An 18,279-nucleotide genomic window follows, 5' to 3' on the forward strand; every position below is an offset into this window, starting at 1 on the left:
TCACGCAAGGGATCTCTGAAAAAGTCATTTCTCTGTTTCTTATGCAAGGTTTTAGTTTGTAAGGGATTGTACTTCAAGCTCAAATAAGGTAAAGACATAACTGCCCAGGTCATCTGCGTGAGGGGCATGGAGCATGCCCGTAAGGGCAGTACGAAGCGTAGCGAAGTACCGAAGCGTTAGCGCAGTGCGGAATGCCCCGACCCTTGCGTCAGCAAGGGGCACGCCCAAAAAGTAAAATCACTATAAATTAGGCTTAATACATATCTACGGCTTAATTTTTGCTGCAAAGTGATAAGGATGAAAGGAAAATCAAAAATTATTTTTCTGTGTTTAGTGCTTTTTGTGCTATCTTGCAACACACCGAGAAAAGACTTTGAAGTAGAAGGCTACAAGCCTATCTATGTTTCTTATGAGGAATTGAACAAGCCTATTTCTACACAAAACTCTACTGGCTTGAAAAACCCTGGTAAAATCTACTACTATAACAAATACATTTTAGTTAGCGATGGTGGAAGAGGTATCCATATTATAGATAATACTAATCCCGCCAATCCGATACTTAAAACATTCATTAAAGTTCCTGCCAATAGAGATATGGCTATCAAGAATAACTATTTGTATGCAGATAGTTACACAGACTTAGTAGTGATTGATATTAGCGATATGAACAACATTAGAGAAGTGGATAGAATTAAAAATGCTTTTCCTAATGCAGCATCGGAAAACTTGTTACCTCAAAAAGACTTTCCCGACCCTCAAACAGGCTTCACTTATTTTGAATGTCCTGATAAAAATAAAGGTGTAATAGTTGGCTGGCAAAGAACAAAATTAAAAAATCCAAAATGTAAAATATGAAACACACAGGCAAAATATTTGTAATTGCTTTGAGCCTTTTGGTGCAAGCTTGTTCTACTAAGCATGATGTTAACTTCGGAGGGACAAGCACTAGTAAAAGCGGTTCTATGGCAAGGTTCGCTATTGCAGATAACACTCTATACACTGTAGATAACAGCACAATAAAAGCATACGATATTACAAATCCTGCCCATCCTAGCACAGCAACCGCAGTAAGCCTTACACCCAATCCTGCCTTTGAAACTATTTTTTACTATCAAAATAAACTTTTTATTGGAAGCCGTTCAGCAATGTACATTTACGACGTAACTAATCCACTTAGTCCTATACATTTATCTACTTATTCCCATATTGCCGCTTGCGACCCAGTAGTAGTACAGGGAAATACAGCTTACGTAACCTTACGGGCAGGAAATAACTGCGGGCAGTTTCAAAGTTTTTTAGATGTTATAGATATTAGTAATCCTGCTAAACCGAAGTTGGTCAAAAGTATTCCGATGATTTCACCTTATGGTTTAGCAGTGCAAGGTAACGTATTGTTTGTATGCGAAGGAAATAATGGCTTCAAGGTCTTTGATGTAACTGATCCTTACAATCCTGTCTTAGTCCGAACTATATCAGGAATGTTTGGCTATGATGTAATTGCTTTACCGAATTTACTGCTTTTAATAGGTAGTACAGGTTTATTCCAATATACTTACACTAATCCCAATGATATACAATGGATAAGTACAATTCCTATTCAGCCTTAATTTTTGGGCTGGCGTTGTTTATGGTTATGCATACCGTAGCAGCACAAAACCAAAAAAAACTTTTGGTCAAGCCTGATTTTTTAGCTACTTTGAACCATACGCCTACCTTACAGCCCAGAATTGAGTACGCCTTTAGCCGCAAACACAGTATTCAATTCACACCAGGATTTTGCTATGGGGCTTTGTATAGGTTTTCGGTAGATTATGATGGGGAATATGACCTTAACAATCTTATTGGCTTTAATGCTAGGTTAGAATATAGATACTACTTAGACAGTCATATAACAATATTTAAGGGCTTATATGCTGCGCCAGAGTTTTTATATAAATCTGTGTGGTACAACAAAGGTAAATACTTTCTTGTACATACGCCTGATGTTAGTTACCAACGAATGTTAGAGTACAGAGTAAACAGAACTGTGTATGCTTATCACATAAAAATAGGTTATCAAGAAAAATTAAGTGAGAGAGTTTACATTGATATATTTGCAGGTATAGGGCGTAGAATTATTTCCATTAAAAATAATCTCAAAATACCTGAAGACGCTACACACATAAGCAGCTTTGGTTCCGTTGAAGATTTTTATGAATGGGATGATTATGGTACAAAAACACGCATTTCTATTACAAGTAGTATTCTATTAGGTTTTTTATTTTGATAGTTAATACAGCTTGAACTGCAATGGCAAAAGCATTTCAACCCCTTCAATCCTATATACGGGAAGTAAGTTAGAACCTGTAAGTAAGATAATAGTAGGTTGTTTAGAAAGTTGTTCGTATTCAGCCATAACTTGTCTGCAAGCACCGCAAGGGCTTACAGGGTTGCTATATTCAAACTTTTGTGTGTATGCGGTAATTGCAATTTTAGCTATTTCTTTTGCATATCCTAAGGCTCCAGCTTGAAAGTACGCTACGCGTTCGGCACATAAGCCCGAAGGATAAGCGGCATTTTCTTGATTATTTCCTGTAAGTATAGTTTTTCCATCTTTGAGTAAAATAGCAGCGCCTACAAAAAATTCAGAATAAGGTGCATAAGCTAGTTTAGAAGCTTTTTTAGCCGCTACAATCAGCTCTTGTTCATCTTGTTGTAGCTCATTCCATTCTTCTATTATAGTGTATGAGCAGTTAAGTTTTATTGTTTTCAAATTGTAGAAACTTTTTAACAAAAATATAAAAAACTATGACACAGCACTGCGTTTTTGGCTATTTTTATGAAAAGTTTTACTTTTGGCTATCATGACACTTACACATATCGTGAGAGGAATTTTAGGTATAGCTATTTTATTAGCAATAGCTTATGCTTTTTCCTATCATAAGAAAAAAATTAGTTGGAAACTTGTAGTAACGGGTATACTTTTGCAAGTTGTATTTGCTGTGTTAGTACTGAAAGTACCTTTTGTACGTGAAGCTTTTTCGTTTTTTGGAAGTTTATTTACAAAAATTTTGGCGTATCAACGTGAAGGTGCAAAATTTGTCTTCGGCGACTTGGCTATTCAGGATAAAGTGGGTTTTATTTTTGCCACTCAAATACTGCCTACAATAATTTTTTTCTCTGCTTTAATGAGTGCTTTGTATTATTTAGGTATTTTGCAAAAAATAGTTTATGGGATTGCTTGGGTTATTTCTAAGTCCATGAAACTTTCAGGTGCAGAGAGCTTAGCTGCAGCATCTAATATTTTTCTCGGGCAAACCGAAGCTCCTTTACTTATTAAACCTTTTGTACCTAAAATGACTCTATCTGAATTGCTTACCGTAATGACAGCAGGAATGGCAACTATTGCAGGGGGAGTAATGGCAAGCTTTATTGCCTTATTGGGTGGAGATAATCCTGCGCAGCAGCAGCTTTTTGCTACGCACTTGCTTTCGGCTTCTGTAATGGCTGCCCCAGGTGCGATTGTTTTTTCTAAAATCATACTTCCTCAAACTGAACCTGAAAAAATTGACAATAAACTTGTACTAACCAAAGAAACTATTGGCGGAAATATTATTGAAGCTATTTCTATGGGAACCCTGGACGGATTAAAACTTGCTGCAAATGTCGGAGCAATGTTAATTGCTTTTATTGCCGTTATATTTATGCTAAACTCTATCTTATCAGGTATTGGCGAAATGATCCCTATTGGTTCAGGTAGTTTGAATAAATGGATTGAAATACAAACTGACGGTCATTTCAAAAAATTAGATTTGCAACTGATATTTGGCTTAATTTTTCAGCCTATTGCTTGGGTAATTGGTGTAGAATGGCAAGACACAATGATTGTAGGTAGATTACTTGGCGAAAAAACAGTTATCAATGAGTACGTAGGATATATTTCTCTTTCACAATTAAAAGGGCAAATTTCTGAACGCTCTACTATTATTGCTACGTATGCTTTATGTGGTTTTTCCAACTTTGCATCTATTGGGATACAAATAGGTGGCATCGGCGCTATTGCACCTGAACAGAGAGCAAATTTAGCTAAGTTAGGTTTAAGTGCTTTGTTAGGAGGTTCTCTGTCTTGTTTTATGACTGCTTGTATTGCAGGAATGCTACTATAATTGATAGCCATATTCTTTGAGCCACTTCTCTGCCTTTTGATAGTATGGGCAGAGCTGAGCTACCAAATTCCAAAATTCTGCTGAATGATTCAGATGAATCGTGTGGGCTAACTCATGTAAAAGAATATAATCTATTACCCATAGCGGCATTTTTATCAAACGCCAGTTCAATGAAATATTTTTGACAGATGAGCAGCTTCCCCATCGAGTTTTTTGATTTCTTATAGTAACCTTATTGTAGGGTAGATTATATATTTGCGCTAAATGTGCTAATCTTTGCTTCAGAAATAAATTAGCCAGCTTTTGGTACCAGTCTATTAGAACTTTTTTTTGCGTTAATAAATTAGCAGTGTAAATCGTTTTTTTATCATGATTAAATTGAGTTTTACCTTTTAGTTCAGGGGTATACACAAACTTATATGCACTTCCAAATACTAAAATTTCATCTTTTTGTAGAGAAATTTGTTTATAGTTGAGTTCCTTGAAAAAGGAAATTTGTTTTTGTATCCATTCTTGTTTTTTATGTATAAATTGTTCTATTTCTTGTTTTGAGCAGTGAAAAGGACAAACTATTTTTACGTTCAAATGACAATCTACTTTTAGGGTAATTCGCTTCACATTTTTGTAGATAATTTGACATTTGATTGCCATTCTGTTTCTCTCCTCCTATTGTGGAATAGATAGAGATTTTAGCATATTTACAAAGTCCATAACTATCTCTTTAACAATAGGTAAGATAGATAGTGTGTAGGCGTATATCTTGGGTGCTGCATTGACTAAAATCATGTAAGTAATAGACTGCTGGGCAAAAGTAGGACTAAAAATTTTAGCTTGATGTAACATGTAACATAAAGCAGATAGGATGCTGGCATACAAAAAAGCAGTTACAAATCCCCCTGCCAATCGATTAACCTTGTTTAGCATTATTGTGCTAAGTAGTTTTTGAGAAAGTTTATTAGCTATGCTAATAGCCAAAATAATAAAAAATATTGTTAATGCTAATGAAAATAGTGGGATAAAATGTGGCTGGACTAAGTTTTTTATTGCTTTTCCTACCAAAGTAGCTATCTTTAAGCCTAATACTACGAATATAATTACGCCTATAACTACCAAAACTTGCCTGATAATTCCTTTTTGGTAGCCTTTCCAAGCACCCCAACCGATGACTATGCAAACAAAAATATCAAATATAAGTGCCATTTTACTCTAATCTACGTTGTCATGCAAGTGGGAATTATTTTGTTTGAGAGTGATTTTTTTCTCGCCTGTTTCTGGATCTGTGTTTTCTTGTAAGATAGTCTTTGAACCTGATATAACTATATTTTGATAGTTACTAAAATCTTTACCCATTCTTTTGTAGGCAGGGATATCCTCTAATTCTTTGAGAATTTTTTCATCTTTGTAGTCTACGCTTTTATTGTTGCTAGTACTTTTCAATCGGTTTTCAAATTCTCTTTGTAGTTTTTGTTTTTCTAATTCTATGTTGTTATCATCAGGTGTTTCACTTCCATATAATTCAAACACTTTTTTCTTTGTTGTGTTTTGGTTTTCTTGCTCTGGAATAGTTTCAGTCTTATGCTGTACAATCGTTATTACTTGATTTTTTATGGGTTTTTCAGTTTCGGTTTGATTAGCTGAACTCAAAGTAACATCTTTCTTTTTCTCCTCAATTGTTGTGTCTTTGACCATAAAAGTTTCCTTAAAAAAGTTCTCTGTTTTGATTTCATTTTTTACCGATTCAGTACCTGCGAAGGATATAAATTGTGATTTTTTAGTCTTTTGTTCATTATCAAATCCTGTAGCAATTACAGTAACTGATATTTTATCGCCCATGCTATTGTCGTAAGCCATTCCTGTGAATAAATCGGCTTTACCCCCTGCTTTTTCTTGGATGTATTGATTGATATAGGTAAACTCGTCTAACATTAAGCTATCCTCGCTGCCTGTAATATTAACTAATATACTTCTTGCGCCTCTTATATCTACATTATCCAAAAGTGGGCTGGACATGGCTGCTTCTACTGCTTCCTTAGCACGATTATTGCCCTGCGCCGTTGCTGTACCCATAATAGCAGTACCACCGTTACTCATTACATTTTTGACATCTTTGAAGTCAACATTTATCAAGCCTGGTTTTGTAATTATTTCTACTATACCTCTGGTAGCATTAAAGAGAACGTCATCAGCATAGGCAAATGCTTTTTTTGCAGTTATACCACTGTTTCCAAGAATTTGATGAATTTTATCATTATTGATGACCAATAGAGTGTCTGTGTATTCTCTTAGTTTTTCTAACCCCATTTTAGCTCTTTCTTTTCGTTGTATTCCTTCAAAAGAGAAGGGAGTGGTTACTATTCCTACTACTAAAATATCCATTTCTTTTGCTATCCGTGCTATGACAGGTGCTGCACCCGTACCTGTACCTCCACCCATTCCTGCGGTAATAAATAACATTTGTGTATTTCCTAATTTTAAGTATTCTCTAATTTCCTCTTCGCTCTCTTTTGCTGCTTTTTGCCCTACTTCGGGGTCTCCACCTGCACCTAATCCTTGTACTAACTTTTGTCCAAGATGTATTTTATATGGTATAGGACTCATTGCCAAAGCTTGACGATCTGTATTGCAAACTAACATGTCTACTCCCGCTATACCTTTATGGTACATATTATTCAAGGTATTGCTTCCTCCCCCTCCTACTCCTATTACTTTGATAATACTCTGGGGAGTTTTATCTTTCTCTGGAAGGTCAAAATTAAGTTCCATACGCAAGTATATTAAATCTCTAAGTAAAGTATAAAAACCTATAAGCAAAATTATTCAACACTATTCTAAAAACCTAATAAAAAATAGTATTTCTTAAAAAAAATATCAAACTTTGTATATCAATAGTACCAAGTTGGACTTTTACAGTCTAAAAGTAAAAAAATACCTACATTTTTAATAAAATAAAACGACAGAATGTAATTTAGATTTAGGTCTATGTATATTTTGTATGTAAAGTATATCTCTAATTACAGTGGTTTGAATTGTTCAAAACCTTGTAAGCAATCGTTACAGTAATGGATAGACCTACATAATGTGCTTCCAAATGCGCTTTTCAAAGTTGTATTACGACTATTACAGTATGGACAGGGTACACTTTCTAATACTTCCAAAGAAAACTCACCTTTAATTTCAGGTGGGGGAGCAAGTCCAAAGTCCTTAAGTAACCGTCTGCCGCAAGGACTGATACGGTTTGATGTCCAAGGAATATCATAATTAACTTCTACTTCTACATTTTTAACACCTGGAATACTTTTTAACTGCTCATAAACACCTTGTTTCATCACTTCAATAGCAGGGCAGCCTGCGAAAGTAGGAGTCATAACTACTTTTATACTATCTTCTGAAATAATTTGTATATCAGTAATTACGCCTAAATCAACCACTGAAATAACAGGTATTTCAGGGTCCTTGACAGCTTGTAAAACGTTCAATACTTCTTCTTTTTGGATCATATCAAGTTTGAAAATTATGGTTTTCAAGAATAAAACAAGATAAACTAAAATTTGTATTCCAAAAAAGTTTAATGAGCTATAAGTAGTTTTTGAGTATAGATTTTGTTAGCTGTACGGATAACATACATATATGTACCCGAAGGTAAATGAGAAGTGTTTAAGGTTATATTGTGTGTACCAGCAGGCAGATAAGTAAGTTCTTGCACGTATTGTATATGTCTGCCTAAATAGTCATAAAGTGAGATTTCTACTTCTTGTGGTGCAGTCAAACCTATACTTAGTTGATTGTAGCTTTCCGCAGGGTTAGGGTAATTTTCGTAGATAATTAAATTTGATTCAGGTGAGGTACTTTCAGCTACATGCACTTCTCCTGCACCAGATATAACTTCTCCTAGAATATTCAACCCATTTGCAGCGTACATTTTTCCTATTCCTCTATTAAGAGGTGCACTTTTTCTACCAAGCATAATTAAATCATTGCCATAAATTTTTAATCTTGAGGACTCTCCTATTAAACCTATATTTTGACTAACGGGTACATCTATTTGATACCAAGTATCATTGGTATTGTTTCTATAAACTACTCTAAAACTTTTTGTGAAGTCGTCGTAAAAGCCAATGTAGTACTTGTTAGGTGCAATTGCTAAGGTAGTGTGGGAAAAGCTGGTCAAAGCGACATAGACGCGCTCTTTTATCCAGCTTGTTCCTTTTTTGAACATACATTCTACTGCATTAGCCGAATTGTTGTAATACACGATTACAGGATTATTAGCAACATCAAATTTTAAGTCTATATACTTACCTACAATATCAGGATTAGTTTCAAATAAGGTAGTATCCTTCCAATCATTAGGTATAGATGGGTGCGGATAAGCATATTTAACTTTGTTGGTATTAAAATTTTGATATGCGATGTGAGGTTTTCCTGTGTTGTCCAAAGCTAAACTAATAAAAGAACCTACGTTGAATACATTTGCAGAATCAACAATTTGCTTATTCCATGTAACCCCCTCATCGTCAGAGTAGGCGTACCATACCTGTTGTTTTGTACCAATAGCTCTATAAGCTACGTGGTACCGATTAGTAACAGGATGAATAACAAAACTCAAGTTTGTACCTACGTCAAAGCCCGAAGTACTATCTACTACGCTAATTTGCCAGTTTGTGCCATTATATTTTGCCATTTTTAAGTCTTTTTTGGTAAGATCATAATACATCATAACAGGATACTTTCCATTATTGTGGTTAAATTGCAGTTTGACAAATCGCCCTACATTTCCAATACTATCCACTTTTTCGGTAATCCAAGGGGCGCTTAACCCTTTACGCTGAGTGTAGTATAAATCCCCATAAGTGCTTTCGTAAAATGCTACTTGAATAGTATCATTTGCAACATTTCTATAATCAGAAAAAGAACCAATATTTTGAGTAAAGTCTATGTAAGAGAATGTCCAAGTATTTCCTAAATCATTGCTGTAAGCGATTTTAGGATATTGACCGACAGCATCGTAGTATGCTACCATTACCTTATTATTATGGTAGCCGATAGCTATTTTTCGGGACATAAAAGGTTCAGAAGTAATCGTTTTTGTTATCCAAGTATGTCCTGTGTCAATAGACATAGCGAACTTCAAAAGCTGAGTAGTAGGTTGATAATAAGCCACAAATACAGTGTCATTTCCTTTAACATAAAAATCGTTCCAGGTGGCTCCTGGAGCTACAGCTACACGGTAGATAGAGTTATTACTACGCATACGTGCAAAAAGTAGCGTATCGGAATAAGCCGTGCTGTATCTAAATTTATTGTATGTCATGTAGCGAGAGTTGTCTGTATGAATGTAAAAATTAGCATATCCTAGCCCAAAGTGGGTTAGACCCACATCAAAATTGGTCATGAAATCAGGATTACTATCACAATGAGCGATAGCAGCGGGATTTTGAACACAAGCAGAGTCTATTTTACTTGTACCGTTTTTTATCCATATTGTGTCTATTGTAGGGTGCTGTTTGTAATAATATAAATCACTAAAATCGCTAGTAGCAATTATCTCAATTCTTTGGTTAGTAGGATTTATACACGATGCTACGTATTCTCCAATTGCACGAGGTGCATATTGAGTATTCACACCTGTACAACAATTTCTATCCCAAGGGTGTAAAGCAAAAGCACTATAACCTGAATTTTCCACATAGGTGCCATAAATCTGCTGATTTTTCCATTGTGTACCACTTTTCCAAGCATGATGTAAGTCTAAATCCCATTCTCTTGGAAAGATAGTTTTGAAACGATTGTCATAGTACAGTAAATGGGGTATATTGCCTGTAGCATCTATTTGCAAGCTTAATCTAAAAGTTTGTACGGCATCATCTGTACCTGCTTTATCTAAAACCACTTCTGGAGTGGACCATGTACCTGACTTTTTGTGAATGTATAAAATTTGTCCTGCGGCACCTGTTCCTGCGGGCAGTTTTTTAACGTATGCTATATGAGGTTTGTTGTTACCATCTATTGCAATAGAAGGATAGTACCCTGTATTTGGCGTAGGATCTGCAATTTCTTTTATCCAAGTAGTGCTGCTAGGTCCTAAGTACGCGTATGTTAAGACTGTATTTTGCTGATCTAAATACGCAGCGTGATAAGCACCAGTAGCATCTTTTTTCCAATCTATATACAAACCTGCGTTTGCAGTTAAACTACTGATAATGTCTTCATAATTCCATTGAGCATGTATTAAACCTTGACTTGCAAAATGTAAAAATAAGAGTATCAAAAAGTATCTCATACTACAAAAATACTAATAAGTCATCAAAATGAAAATCCTTTGAGAACTTTACTTAGTTTATCTTGTATTTGCACGCTAAAAGTTAAATTTTGATTACAGTTTGATTTTTAACACCTATCTTTTTTCCTTGTGATAAATAGTTTTATATTTGCCACTTACTTATGTCTAATTGGTCTAAACTTATCATTGTTTTTACGTTTTTTTCATTGGTCAGTGTAGGAGGTTGTAGCTTATTTAATAAAAAAGACAAAGCCCAAAAAACACAGACAGTAAATTTAGACACAGTTGAAGTAGGGGAGCAAGTATCCCCTTGGCTTCCTGTTAGCTATCCTTATCGTCCTGCAAATACCAAGTACTTTGACCTTATACACACTAAACTAGAAATTAAGCCTGATTTTACTACTGAAACTATGCCTGGTGTAGCTACAATTACTCTTAAACCTCACTTTTACGACCAAAATACTCTCGTGCTTGATGCAAAATACATGAAAATAAACAGTGTTAAAGTAAATGGAAAAACCGTTTCTTACACGTATGACAGCTTAAAAATAAAAATCAATTTAGATAAGACCTATTCTGCCGAAGAGCAAATTACAGTAGTAATAGATTATGTGTCTCAACCTAATCGTGTCCCAATTAAAGGAAGTAGAGCAATTACTTCTGATAAAGGTTTATATTTTATCAATGCACAAGGTAATGAACCTAATAAACCTACCCAACTTTGGACTCAAGGTGAAACCGAAGCTGCATCTTGCTGGTTTCCTACTATTGATAGCCCTAACCAAAGAAGTGCACATGATATTTACCTTACCGTAGATAAAAAATACACTACCTTGTCTAATGGTATTTTAGTAGAGCAAAAAGAAGAGGGAAATTGGCGCACAGACCACTGGCAGCAAAAAGTCCCTATTGCTCCTTACTTATTCATGATTGCGGTAGGCGAATTTTACATTACCAAAGACAAATGGCGTAATATAGAAGTAAATTATTACCTTGAAAAAGATTATCATCCTTATGCCAAAGCTATATTTGGTGATACCCCTGAAATGATTGAGTTCTTTTCCAACAGATTAGGCGTAGAATATCCCTGGGACAAGTATCATCAAATTGTAGTGCGGGATTATGTTTCAGGAGCAATGGAAAATGTGGGCGCTGTAATTCATGGAGAATTTGTCCAAAAAGATGATAGAGCACTTTTGGATGAACACCCGTTTGACATTATTGCTCATGAATTATTTCATCATTGGTTTGGGGATCTAGTTACTTGCGAAAGCTGGTCTAATTTACCCTTGAATGAAAGTTTTGCTACCTACGGGGAATATCTATGGAGAGAGTACAAATATGGTAGAATGTCTGCAGATGCCCATTTAGAAGAAGATTTATTACAATATCTTCAAGAAGCGCAGAGTAAAAGAGAGCCTTTGATACGCTACCATTATGATTACAGAGAAGACATGTTTGATGCGCACTCTTATCAAAAAGGTGGATTAGTACTGCACATGTTGCGTCACACTGTGGGCGATAAAGCCTTTTTCAAAGCTTTACAACTTTATCTTGAAAAAAATAAGTTCAAAAGTGTAGAGATACATGATTTGCGCCTAGCTTTTGAAGAAGTTACAGGAGAAGACTTAAACTGGTTTTTTGATCAGTGGTTTCTTCAACGCGGGCATCCTGAAATTATCATTCAGTATGGATATGATGATAACAAAAAGGTTGCTATGGTGCGCCTACATCAGGTACAAGATGAAAGATATTTCCCAAAAGCATACCGCTTAAAAAGCTTTGTAGATATGTATTTTGAGCAAGGAAAAGTCAAGAATCGTATTCCTGTGGATATTTTTACCCGAGATACTATCGTCGAAATACCCTGTGAAAAAAAACCCGAGTACATCACGTTTGACCCTGAAAACACGCTTTTGATGCATATTCGTGAAGATTATACTAATGAAGACTATCGCTACATTTTACGCCATGATCCCACTTTTAGAAACCGCTTCAATGCAATGCGCCATTTAGATTTGTCAGAATACGAAGCTGCTGAACCTGAAATTTTTATGACATTATCCGATTCTACTTCGGAAGAGCTTCGGTACCAAGCTATCCATGAATATGCTTTTGAAAAAGATGGAAAAACTTTTGTCTATAAAGGTAAAAACAAGGATAATGTAATAGCCAAACTCAAAGAGATTGCACAAAAAGACAAATCTGCAAAAGTCAGAAACGCAGCAGTACAAGTATTATCCATGTATGCCGATAAAGAAATGCTACCTTTGTTCGAAAACTGCTTGAATGATAGGTCATATAATGTTTTTCGTAGTGCTATGCAAGCTATTATTACATTGGACCATGAAAAAGGATATGCTATTGCTAACCGATATCGTGAAGAGAAAAACCCTAATATCATAATTGCCGTAGCTAAAGCTATTGCCGAAAGTCAAAACCCTTCTGATTTTGAATGGATGGATACCCAAATGCGTAGATTGGCTAATGCAGGTGATGAAAACTGCTACTCTATGAGCGAAGCATACACACAGTATATTACCAAAGTAAAGTTAGAAGATAAAAGCAAAGCCATTGAAACCTTAAAATACATTATTGACAATAAAAAAACTTGGTGGACAAAAATTGCCGCAGTCAGTGCATTGACCAAATTCAAAAAAGAACCAGGCGTACAAGATTATCTCAATCAGTTAAGGAAAACAGAAAATAACTTTTACATTCAAATGATACTTTCACAATAAGTTTTATGAAGCGCAGAGATTTCGTAAAAAATACAGGGCTGCTATTGACTACCGCAGCCTTGACTGGCTATACTAATCACGTATTCGGAAAAACAAAGAAAGGTAAAATTCTAATTCTTGGAGCAGGATTTTCAGGTTTAGCCGCAGCCTATTTGCTTACCAAAAATGGCTATACAGTTACCTTGTTAGAAGCGCGGAGCAGGGCAGGTGGAAGAGTTTTTACTTATACCATTCACGATAATTTAACTGTAGAATTAGGCGCAGAGTGGGTAGGTGCTTCTCATGAACGACTACTGTCGTTATGTAGAGAATTCAGTTTATCCTTGCAAGAGCATAGATTCAAAGAAGAAACATTTACACATGGTAACCGCAGAAAACACGAATTTCAAAAAAACTGGGTACAAAAATACGAAGCACTGCTCACTGCATATCGTCAAATGAGTGAAAAAGAGAAACAAAAACTAGACAGTATAGATTGGTGGCGCTATTTAGTCAATAATGGTATTGATGAGGAAGATTTACTCGTAAAGGAACTTTTAGATAGCACAGATTTCGGAGAGAGCATTCGTTTCGTATCGGCAAATGCAGCTTTGAGCGAATACGCTGAATCTAGCCCTGACAACGAAATGGACTTCAAAATTACAGGTGGAAATAGCAAACTGACTGAAGCTTTTATTCAAAAGATAGGTCCTCAAAATATCAAACTAGAACATGTAATTACTAAAATTGAGCAAGGTAAATTTGGCGTAAAAGTTACCTGTAACAACAATGCTACGTTCATCGCAGACGTAGCTATTTGTACCTTACCTACGTATGCAATCTCTAAAATAGAATGGATACCTCCACTACCTGAAAATAAACAAAAAGCTATTCAATCTTTGCAATATGCACGAATATATAAAAATCAACTTCTTTTTGCAGAAAGATTTTGGCAGAGGGAGAATTTTGCTATGGTAACCGATTTATTGGGACATTACTTCTTTCACACTACCCAAAAGCAAAATCATTCTCACGGAGTTTTGACCTCTTACAGCACAGGTGATAAAGCTATGACCTTAGGTTCTTTAAGCGAATCTTTACGAAAAACTCTTTTAGAAAATGATGTAAATACCATGTTAGGTACAAACCAAAAAGTACAAAAATATGTAGGTTACTATTGGGGAAGCGATAAGTTTACGCAGGGTGCTTATGCGATATACGGAAAAGATCAGTGGTATACTATTCGCCCTGTGCTAAAAAAGCCTTTTGAAAATGTACTTTTTGCAGGTGAACATCTTGCGGATTGGCAAGGTTTTATGGAAGGTGCAATTAACACTGGCGAGGAAGCTGCCCAAGATATTTTAAATTAGGTTTTGAAAAATGACTTTTTTCTTTTGGATGTGCCCCTTTCTGCGCAATGGTCGGGGCATTCCGCATGTAGCCCGTAGCACGCCGACCTTGCGGGCATAAGCGCAGCGAATTCTCACAAGGGCACGCCCAAAAAAATATCAGCTTAATCACTTATCATTTTGAGTTTTACGCTGTTGTAACTTCAAACCAAAATGCTTGGCAATTCTCTCTTGATAAAGTTGTGAAGGCGCAAGCTCTATCACTTTTTGGGCTGCATAAATTACGTCGTTTTCTCTTTCCAAAAGCTTAGCCATGTACGCATATTGATACCACATTTGCCTGTTGTAAAGATTGCTTTGAACATACTTAAAATGAAAGTTGTAAGCCTCAATGTTCTCACCTGACTGAATGTACAAAACAGAAAGTTCGTTAATGACCTCCTCTTTGTAATCGTATGCGGCTAAAAGTTCCTTATATTTAGCCATAGCTTCTAACCTTTGCCCGTTTAACATTAGCAATCGGGCTTGGTTGAGCATGCCCTCAAAAGTGCTGGGGTGCTTTTCGGTAAGAGTTAAAATAGCTTGTTTTGCTGCCACTTTCTGCTGTTGATTGATATGCAAACTAATGAGCAATGACATTAAACTTGGTTCGTTAGCAAACTGCGATAATCCATTTTGAAGAGTCTTTTCAGCGCGAGTGTATTCCTCCCTGAATATGAACATTTTAGCCAACTCTAAATACTGCAAAGGCGTATTGAAAACAATTTTATCCAATAAAGTATTTAACAAAGCTGCATTATCTTGATAACCTGCTTGTACGGCTATCCTAAAATAGTATTCCTGCGGAATTTTAGACAAATCTTTTTCGTCGCTAAGTAGATAAAGTTCATTTTGTACAATTTGCTTATCTAGAGTAAAGGTAGTATCAGAGAGCAGCGCAACCAATTTTTGTGCAGAAAGTAAGTAATTAGAAGCATCAGCTTGCACAGCCGCAGAAAGGTACTTGTCATATTCCAAACCTTTTTGAGCAGCTTTTTCAAATATCAATCCTGCTGTGGAATAGTTGTTCAAAAAGTAGGTAATAATGCCAACCGTGTGTAAGTCATTCATAGATGCATATTCAGGTGCAGAAGCTATTTCTTGTGCAAATAAATGTGCTAAGCTGTATTCACCTTTTAGAAACTCTTCTACACATCGTATATACTTTATGTCTCGGCTGATATCGCTATCGTATTTTTGATGTTGCCAAGCTCTTTGAATCAAACTTGCTTTTTTAAACTGCCACGCATAACTGGCATAATTTCGTAAATAAGGAACGTGTTCGTGAGTGATTAAGGTGTCTTCTAACGTGTAGTTAGGTAAAGCAATAGTGTCTTTTTCTAAAAGGTTGTAATATAGCAGATTAGCCATTAAATTTGTATTGACCTTTCTTTTGGCTGCTGTTTCAAATACAGATTTAGCTTCCTTTTTTAATCCCATTTGATAATACTGCAAACCGAGATTAGCGGCTAAATTTGGGTCAGAAGGTTTTTGTTGATGGGCAAACCTAAAATAGTAAGTAGCCGAATCTTTTAACTTCGCTAACTGGTACGCTGTGGCAAGGTTAGTAGCTAACTCTGCTTTGTGTGTCTTAGACCATTTTACTCCTTCTTGGAACAAGGCTGCTGCATAAAAATACCTTCCTGAAACTGCGTAAATGTTTCCCATGTTCAAGTATGCGTACGGATAGCCATCATTGTACTTGGAAAATTCTATTGCCCATTGATACACTTTTCGAAGGCTATCAATATCCGGATATTCACTTTTGTTGATAAGCTCTGCGTAAATTACTGCGGATTGATAAGCAGCCTTAAAATTGTACGCATCAATAAAATATACAGCATCGTACTGCTTGGCGGCATTTTTTAGCTGAGGCACTCTATATCCTGCGTGTCTATAATGATAATCCGCAATTTGCGTGGCGTACGAACCTGCTATTACTTTGAAGGTTTTTTGTCTGTAACTTAAATGTGTAGTTGTAATGAATATCGCCATGAAAATGTAAATAAAAAAGTAAGGTAGGCGTTTAGGGTCATCTAACACATAAAAAATAGCATACTTTCGCTTGATAACAGGATAATAGTTGTAAAATACATACGCATAAAACATAACCATACCGATAACCGAGCTAATCAGTAGAAAATTGCCAAAAACAAGTAACATTCTATCTTCAAACGTGGCAATCATGTACGTGTAGCTGCTTACAGACAACAGCCCCAAACCTATAATCAATACAAAAAAACCTACGCGCGTATTAGTGATAAATGTCAATTTTTTGAACTCTGTTTGCATCCATACTCCTGCGCTCAATGCGTAATAGACTAATAGAATTGAAGTTATCCAATGGGCATATATGCGCTTGCTCTCAAAAACGTAGTTTAAGATTAACATTCCTGACAATGGAATTAGCCATACGATTGAAGAAGCAATCGTTATTTTGCCAAAGTTCCACCTCTTTTCAGGGATATTAGACTTAAATGCATAATATAGAACCGTATGCAGCAGTACTCTACAAGAGAGAATGATAAACAAAAAAAATCCTATTACAGCGATGGGAAAAACATAGCTACTGGTGCAAAACAACACATCTTTACCTTTTAATCCGTATAAAATGCCAAAAAATAGTATGCTGTTTGAAAAATGAAATATAAATTGCTTAAAGTTGCTCCAATTAAGCCATTCTTTTTGATGCGCATAAGCGATACCTACATTTGCAAAGATATACAACAGTAAAGCAAGGTTATGATATAAATTTTTACCTTCAAAGTTCAGAAGGCTTCCTGTGCGAGTAGCTACTCCAAAAAACACAAATAACGTTGCAATAACTACAAATACAGGTAAAGTGCTATATCGTGATGCGCTTAAAATGAAGCTGAATGCAGCAATCAGAGCAGCAATGTATAGCCATGTAGGATATTGAGGTAAAGGTACAACACCTGCATAAAAATTTACAATTTGTCGATATACATCTGCAAAAACGGGAATATCCCTGTATATGGATTTTTCAGTAGCAATTACTATGGATTGAGATTGTGGAACAACGTTCGTGTAAATAGGAGGAGCAAACCATTCTGGATTAGCCAAGCTTAGCCATAACCACATTGCAGATAATACAATCAAGACGATGCCTATCTTAATCAGTTGAAAGTCTTTTGGAGTAAAATAGGTAAAGTATTCTTTTAGCTGGACGGCTTTAATTTCTTTGTCTTTTTCCATTATGCTTGCAAAACTATAAAAAGACTACAAAATTATGAGAACAAACATAAATAGATGAGATAATTTTACAGCAGTAAATTTCATTTTTGGGCGTGTCCCTTCGCTGCGCTTCGGGTCGGCGTGCTGCGGGCTGCGCTATCGCTTCGGTGCTTCGCTTGCGCTGCGCACTGCTTACGCACCCTCCGCATGCCTCACGCAAGACCTATTTTGATATTTCGCCTTATTTTTATGCTAAACACTTGTTTTATTTTATTTAATCCTGATTATCAATTACTTATAAGCTTAAATCCTGAATACATCAACTTTATACGACCTTTTAACCCTGATTAAATAAGCTTTACCTTGTTTTTTTACTCATTTTCAAATGTTTACAAGATTAAAGTGTGTTTTTACTTTTTTTAATGTTCATTTTCAGATACTTACAAGATTACATTTTGTATAAGCAGACTTAGTCTGCTAATAGTTTGCGTGAGGCATGCGAAGGGCAAGCCGTCAGGCTTGGTGCGAAGCCCCTCGCCCACGCTTTCACT

The 18,279-nt window shown here is 35.8% G+C and carries 14 protein-coding genes; 6 read left to right on the top strand and 8 right to left on the bottom strand.

Annotation, left to right across the window (positions count from 1 at the left end; genetic code table 11):
• Positions 1-297: 297 nt before the first annotated feature.
• Genes NZ519_04495 through NZ519_04505 form a run of 3 tightly spaced genes read left to right on the top strand, consistent with a single transcriptional unit; the run spans position 298 to position 2,266 of the window.
• On the top strand, positions 298-855 hold the full coding sequence (locus NZ519_04495; GenBank protein MCS7028003.1) for a hypothetical protein: 558 nt from the start codon (positions 298-300) through the stop codon (positions 853-855).
• Positions 852-1,607, top strand: a complete 756-nt coding sequence (locus NZ519_04500; GenBank protein ID MCS7028004.1) for a hypothetical protein — start codon at positions 852-854, stop codon at positions 1,605-1,607. Before NZ519_04495 ends, NZ519_04500 begins: the two co-directional genes overlap by 4 nt.
• A gap of 20 nt (positions 1,608-1,627) precedes the next feature.
• Positions 1,628-2,266: a DUF3575 domain-containing protein gene (locus tag NZ519_04505; GenBank protein ID MCS7028005.1), complete on the top strand. Its 639-nt coding sequence runs from the start codon at positions 1,628-1,630 to the stop codon at positions 2,264-2,266.
• A gap of 3 nt (positions 2,267-2,269) precedes the next feature.
• Here the strand turns inward: NZ519_04505 and NZ519_04510 are convergent, their stop codons facing one another.
• Complete coding sequence (locus tag NZ519_04510; GenBank protein ID MCS7028006.1) at positions 2,270-2,752, bottom strand: cytidine deaminase; 483 nt, start codon at positions 2,750-2,752, stop codon at positions 2,270-2,272.
• A gap of 91 nt (positions 2,753-2,843) precedes the next feature.
• Between NZ519_04510 and NZ519_04515 the strand changes: the two genes are divergently transcribed.
• A complete protein-coding gene (locus tag NZ519_04515; protein ID MCS7028007.1) occupies positions 2,844-4,145 on the top strand; it encodes a NupC/NupG family nucleoside CNT transporter in 1,302 nt (433 codons plus the stop codon).
• Here the strand turns inward: NZ519_04515 and NZ519_04520 are convergent.
• The 5 genes from NZ519_04520 to NZ519_04540 all read right to left on the bottom strand — a co-directional run bounded on the left by NZ519_04520 (position 4,140) and on the right by NZ519_04540 (position 10,425).
• Entirely contained in the window at positions 4,140-4,763 is a 624-nt protein-coding gene (locus NZ519_04520; protein ID MCS7028008.1) for a M48 family metallopeptidase, read from the bottom strand. The two genes, NZ519_04515 and NZ519_04520, sit on opposite strands and share 6 nt — an antisense overlap.
• 48 nt (positions 4,764-4,811) lie before the next feature.
• Complete coding sequence (locus tag NZ519_04525) at positions 4,812-5,345, bottom strand: CvpA family protein (GenBank protein MCS7028009.1); 534 nt, start codon at positions 5,343-5,345, stop codon at positions 4,812-4,814.
• 6 nt (positions 5,346-5,351) lie between these two features.
• Complete coding sequence (gene ftsZ, locus NZ519_04530) at positions 5,352-6,956, bottom strand: cell division protein FtsZ (GenBank protein MCS7028010.1); 1,605 nt, start codon at positions 6,954-6,956, stop codon at positions 5,352-5,354.
• Between the two features lie 200 nt (positions 6,957-7,156).
• The gene (gene paaJ / locus NZ519_04535; protein MCS7028011.1) at positions 7,157-7,669 is read right to left on the bottom strand and encodes a phenylacetate-CoA oxygenase subunit PaaJ; all 513 of its coding nucleotides are present in this window, start codon (positions 7,667-7,669) and stop codon (positions 7,157-7,159) included.
• 41 nt (positions 7,670-7,710) lie between these two features.
• Complete coding sequence (locus tag NZ519_04540; GenBank protein MCS7028012.1) at positions 7,711-10,425, bottom strand: T9SS type A sorting domain-containing protein; 2,715 nt, start codon at positions 10,423-10,425, stop codon at positions 7,711-7,713.
• 161 nt (positions 10,426-10,586) lie between these two features.
• On the opposite strand from NZ519_04540, the gene NZ519_04545 reads away from it, so the two are divergent.
• Positions 10,587-13,166, top strand: coding sequence for a M1 family metallopeptidase (locus NZ519_04545; protein MCS7028013.1), 2,580 nt, complete (start codon positions 10,587-10,589; stop codon positions 13,164-13,166).
• A gap of 5 nt (positions 13,167-13,171) precedes the next feature.
• A complete protein-coding gene (locus tag NZ519_04550; GenBank protein MCS7028014.1) occupies positions 13,172-14,515 on the top strand; it encodes an FAD-dependent oxidoreductase in 1,344 nt (447 codons plus the stop codon).
• Here NZ519_04550 and NZ519_04555 read toward each other — a convergent pair.
• Positions 14,475-14,666: a hypothetical protein gene (locus tag NZ519_04555; protein ID MCS7028015.1), complete on the bottom strand. Its 192-nt coding sequence runs from the start codon at positions 14,664-14,666 to the stop codon at positions 14,475-14,477. The genes NZ519_04550 and NZ519_04555 overlap by 41 nt on opposite strands.
• The gene (locus NZ519_04560; protein ID MCS7028016.1) at positions 14,663-17,749 is read right to left on the bottom strand and encodes a hypothetical protein; all 3,087 of its coding nucleotides are present in this window, start codon (positions 17,747-17,749) and stop codon (positions 14,663-14,665) included. Before NZ519_04560 ends, NZ519_04555 begins: the two co-directional genes overlap by 4 nt.
• Positions 17,750-18,279: the final 530 nt, after the last annotated feature.

Source organism: Bacteroidia bacterium (genome assembly GCA_025056095.1).
In the GTDB taxonomy this organism is placed as follows: Bacteria; Bacteroidota; Bacteroidia; order JANWVE01; family JANWVE01; genus JANWVE01.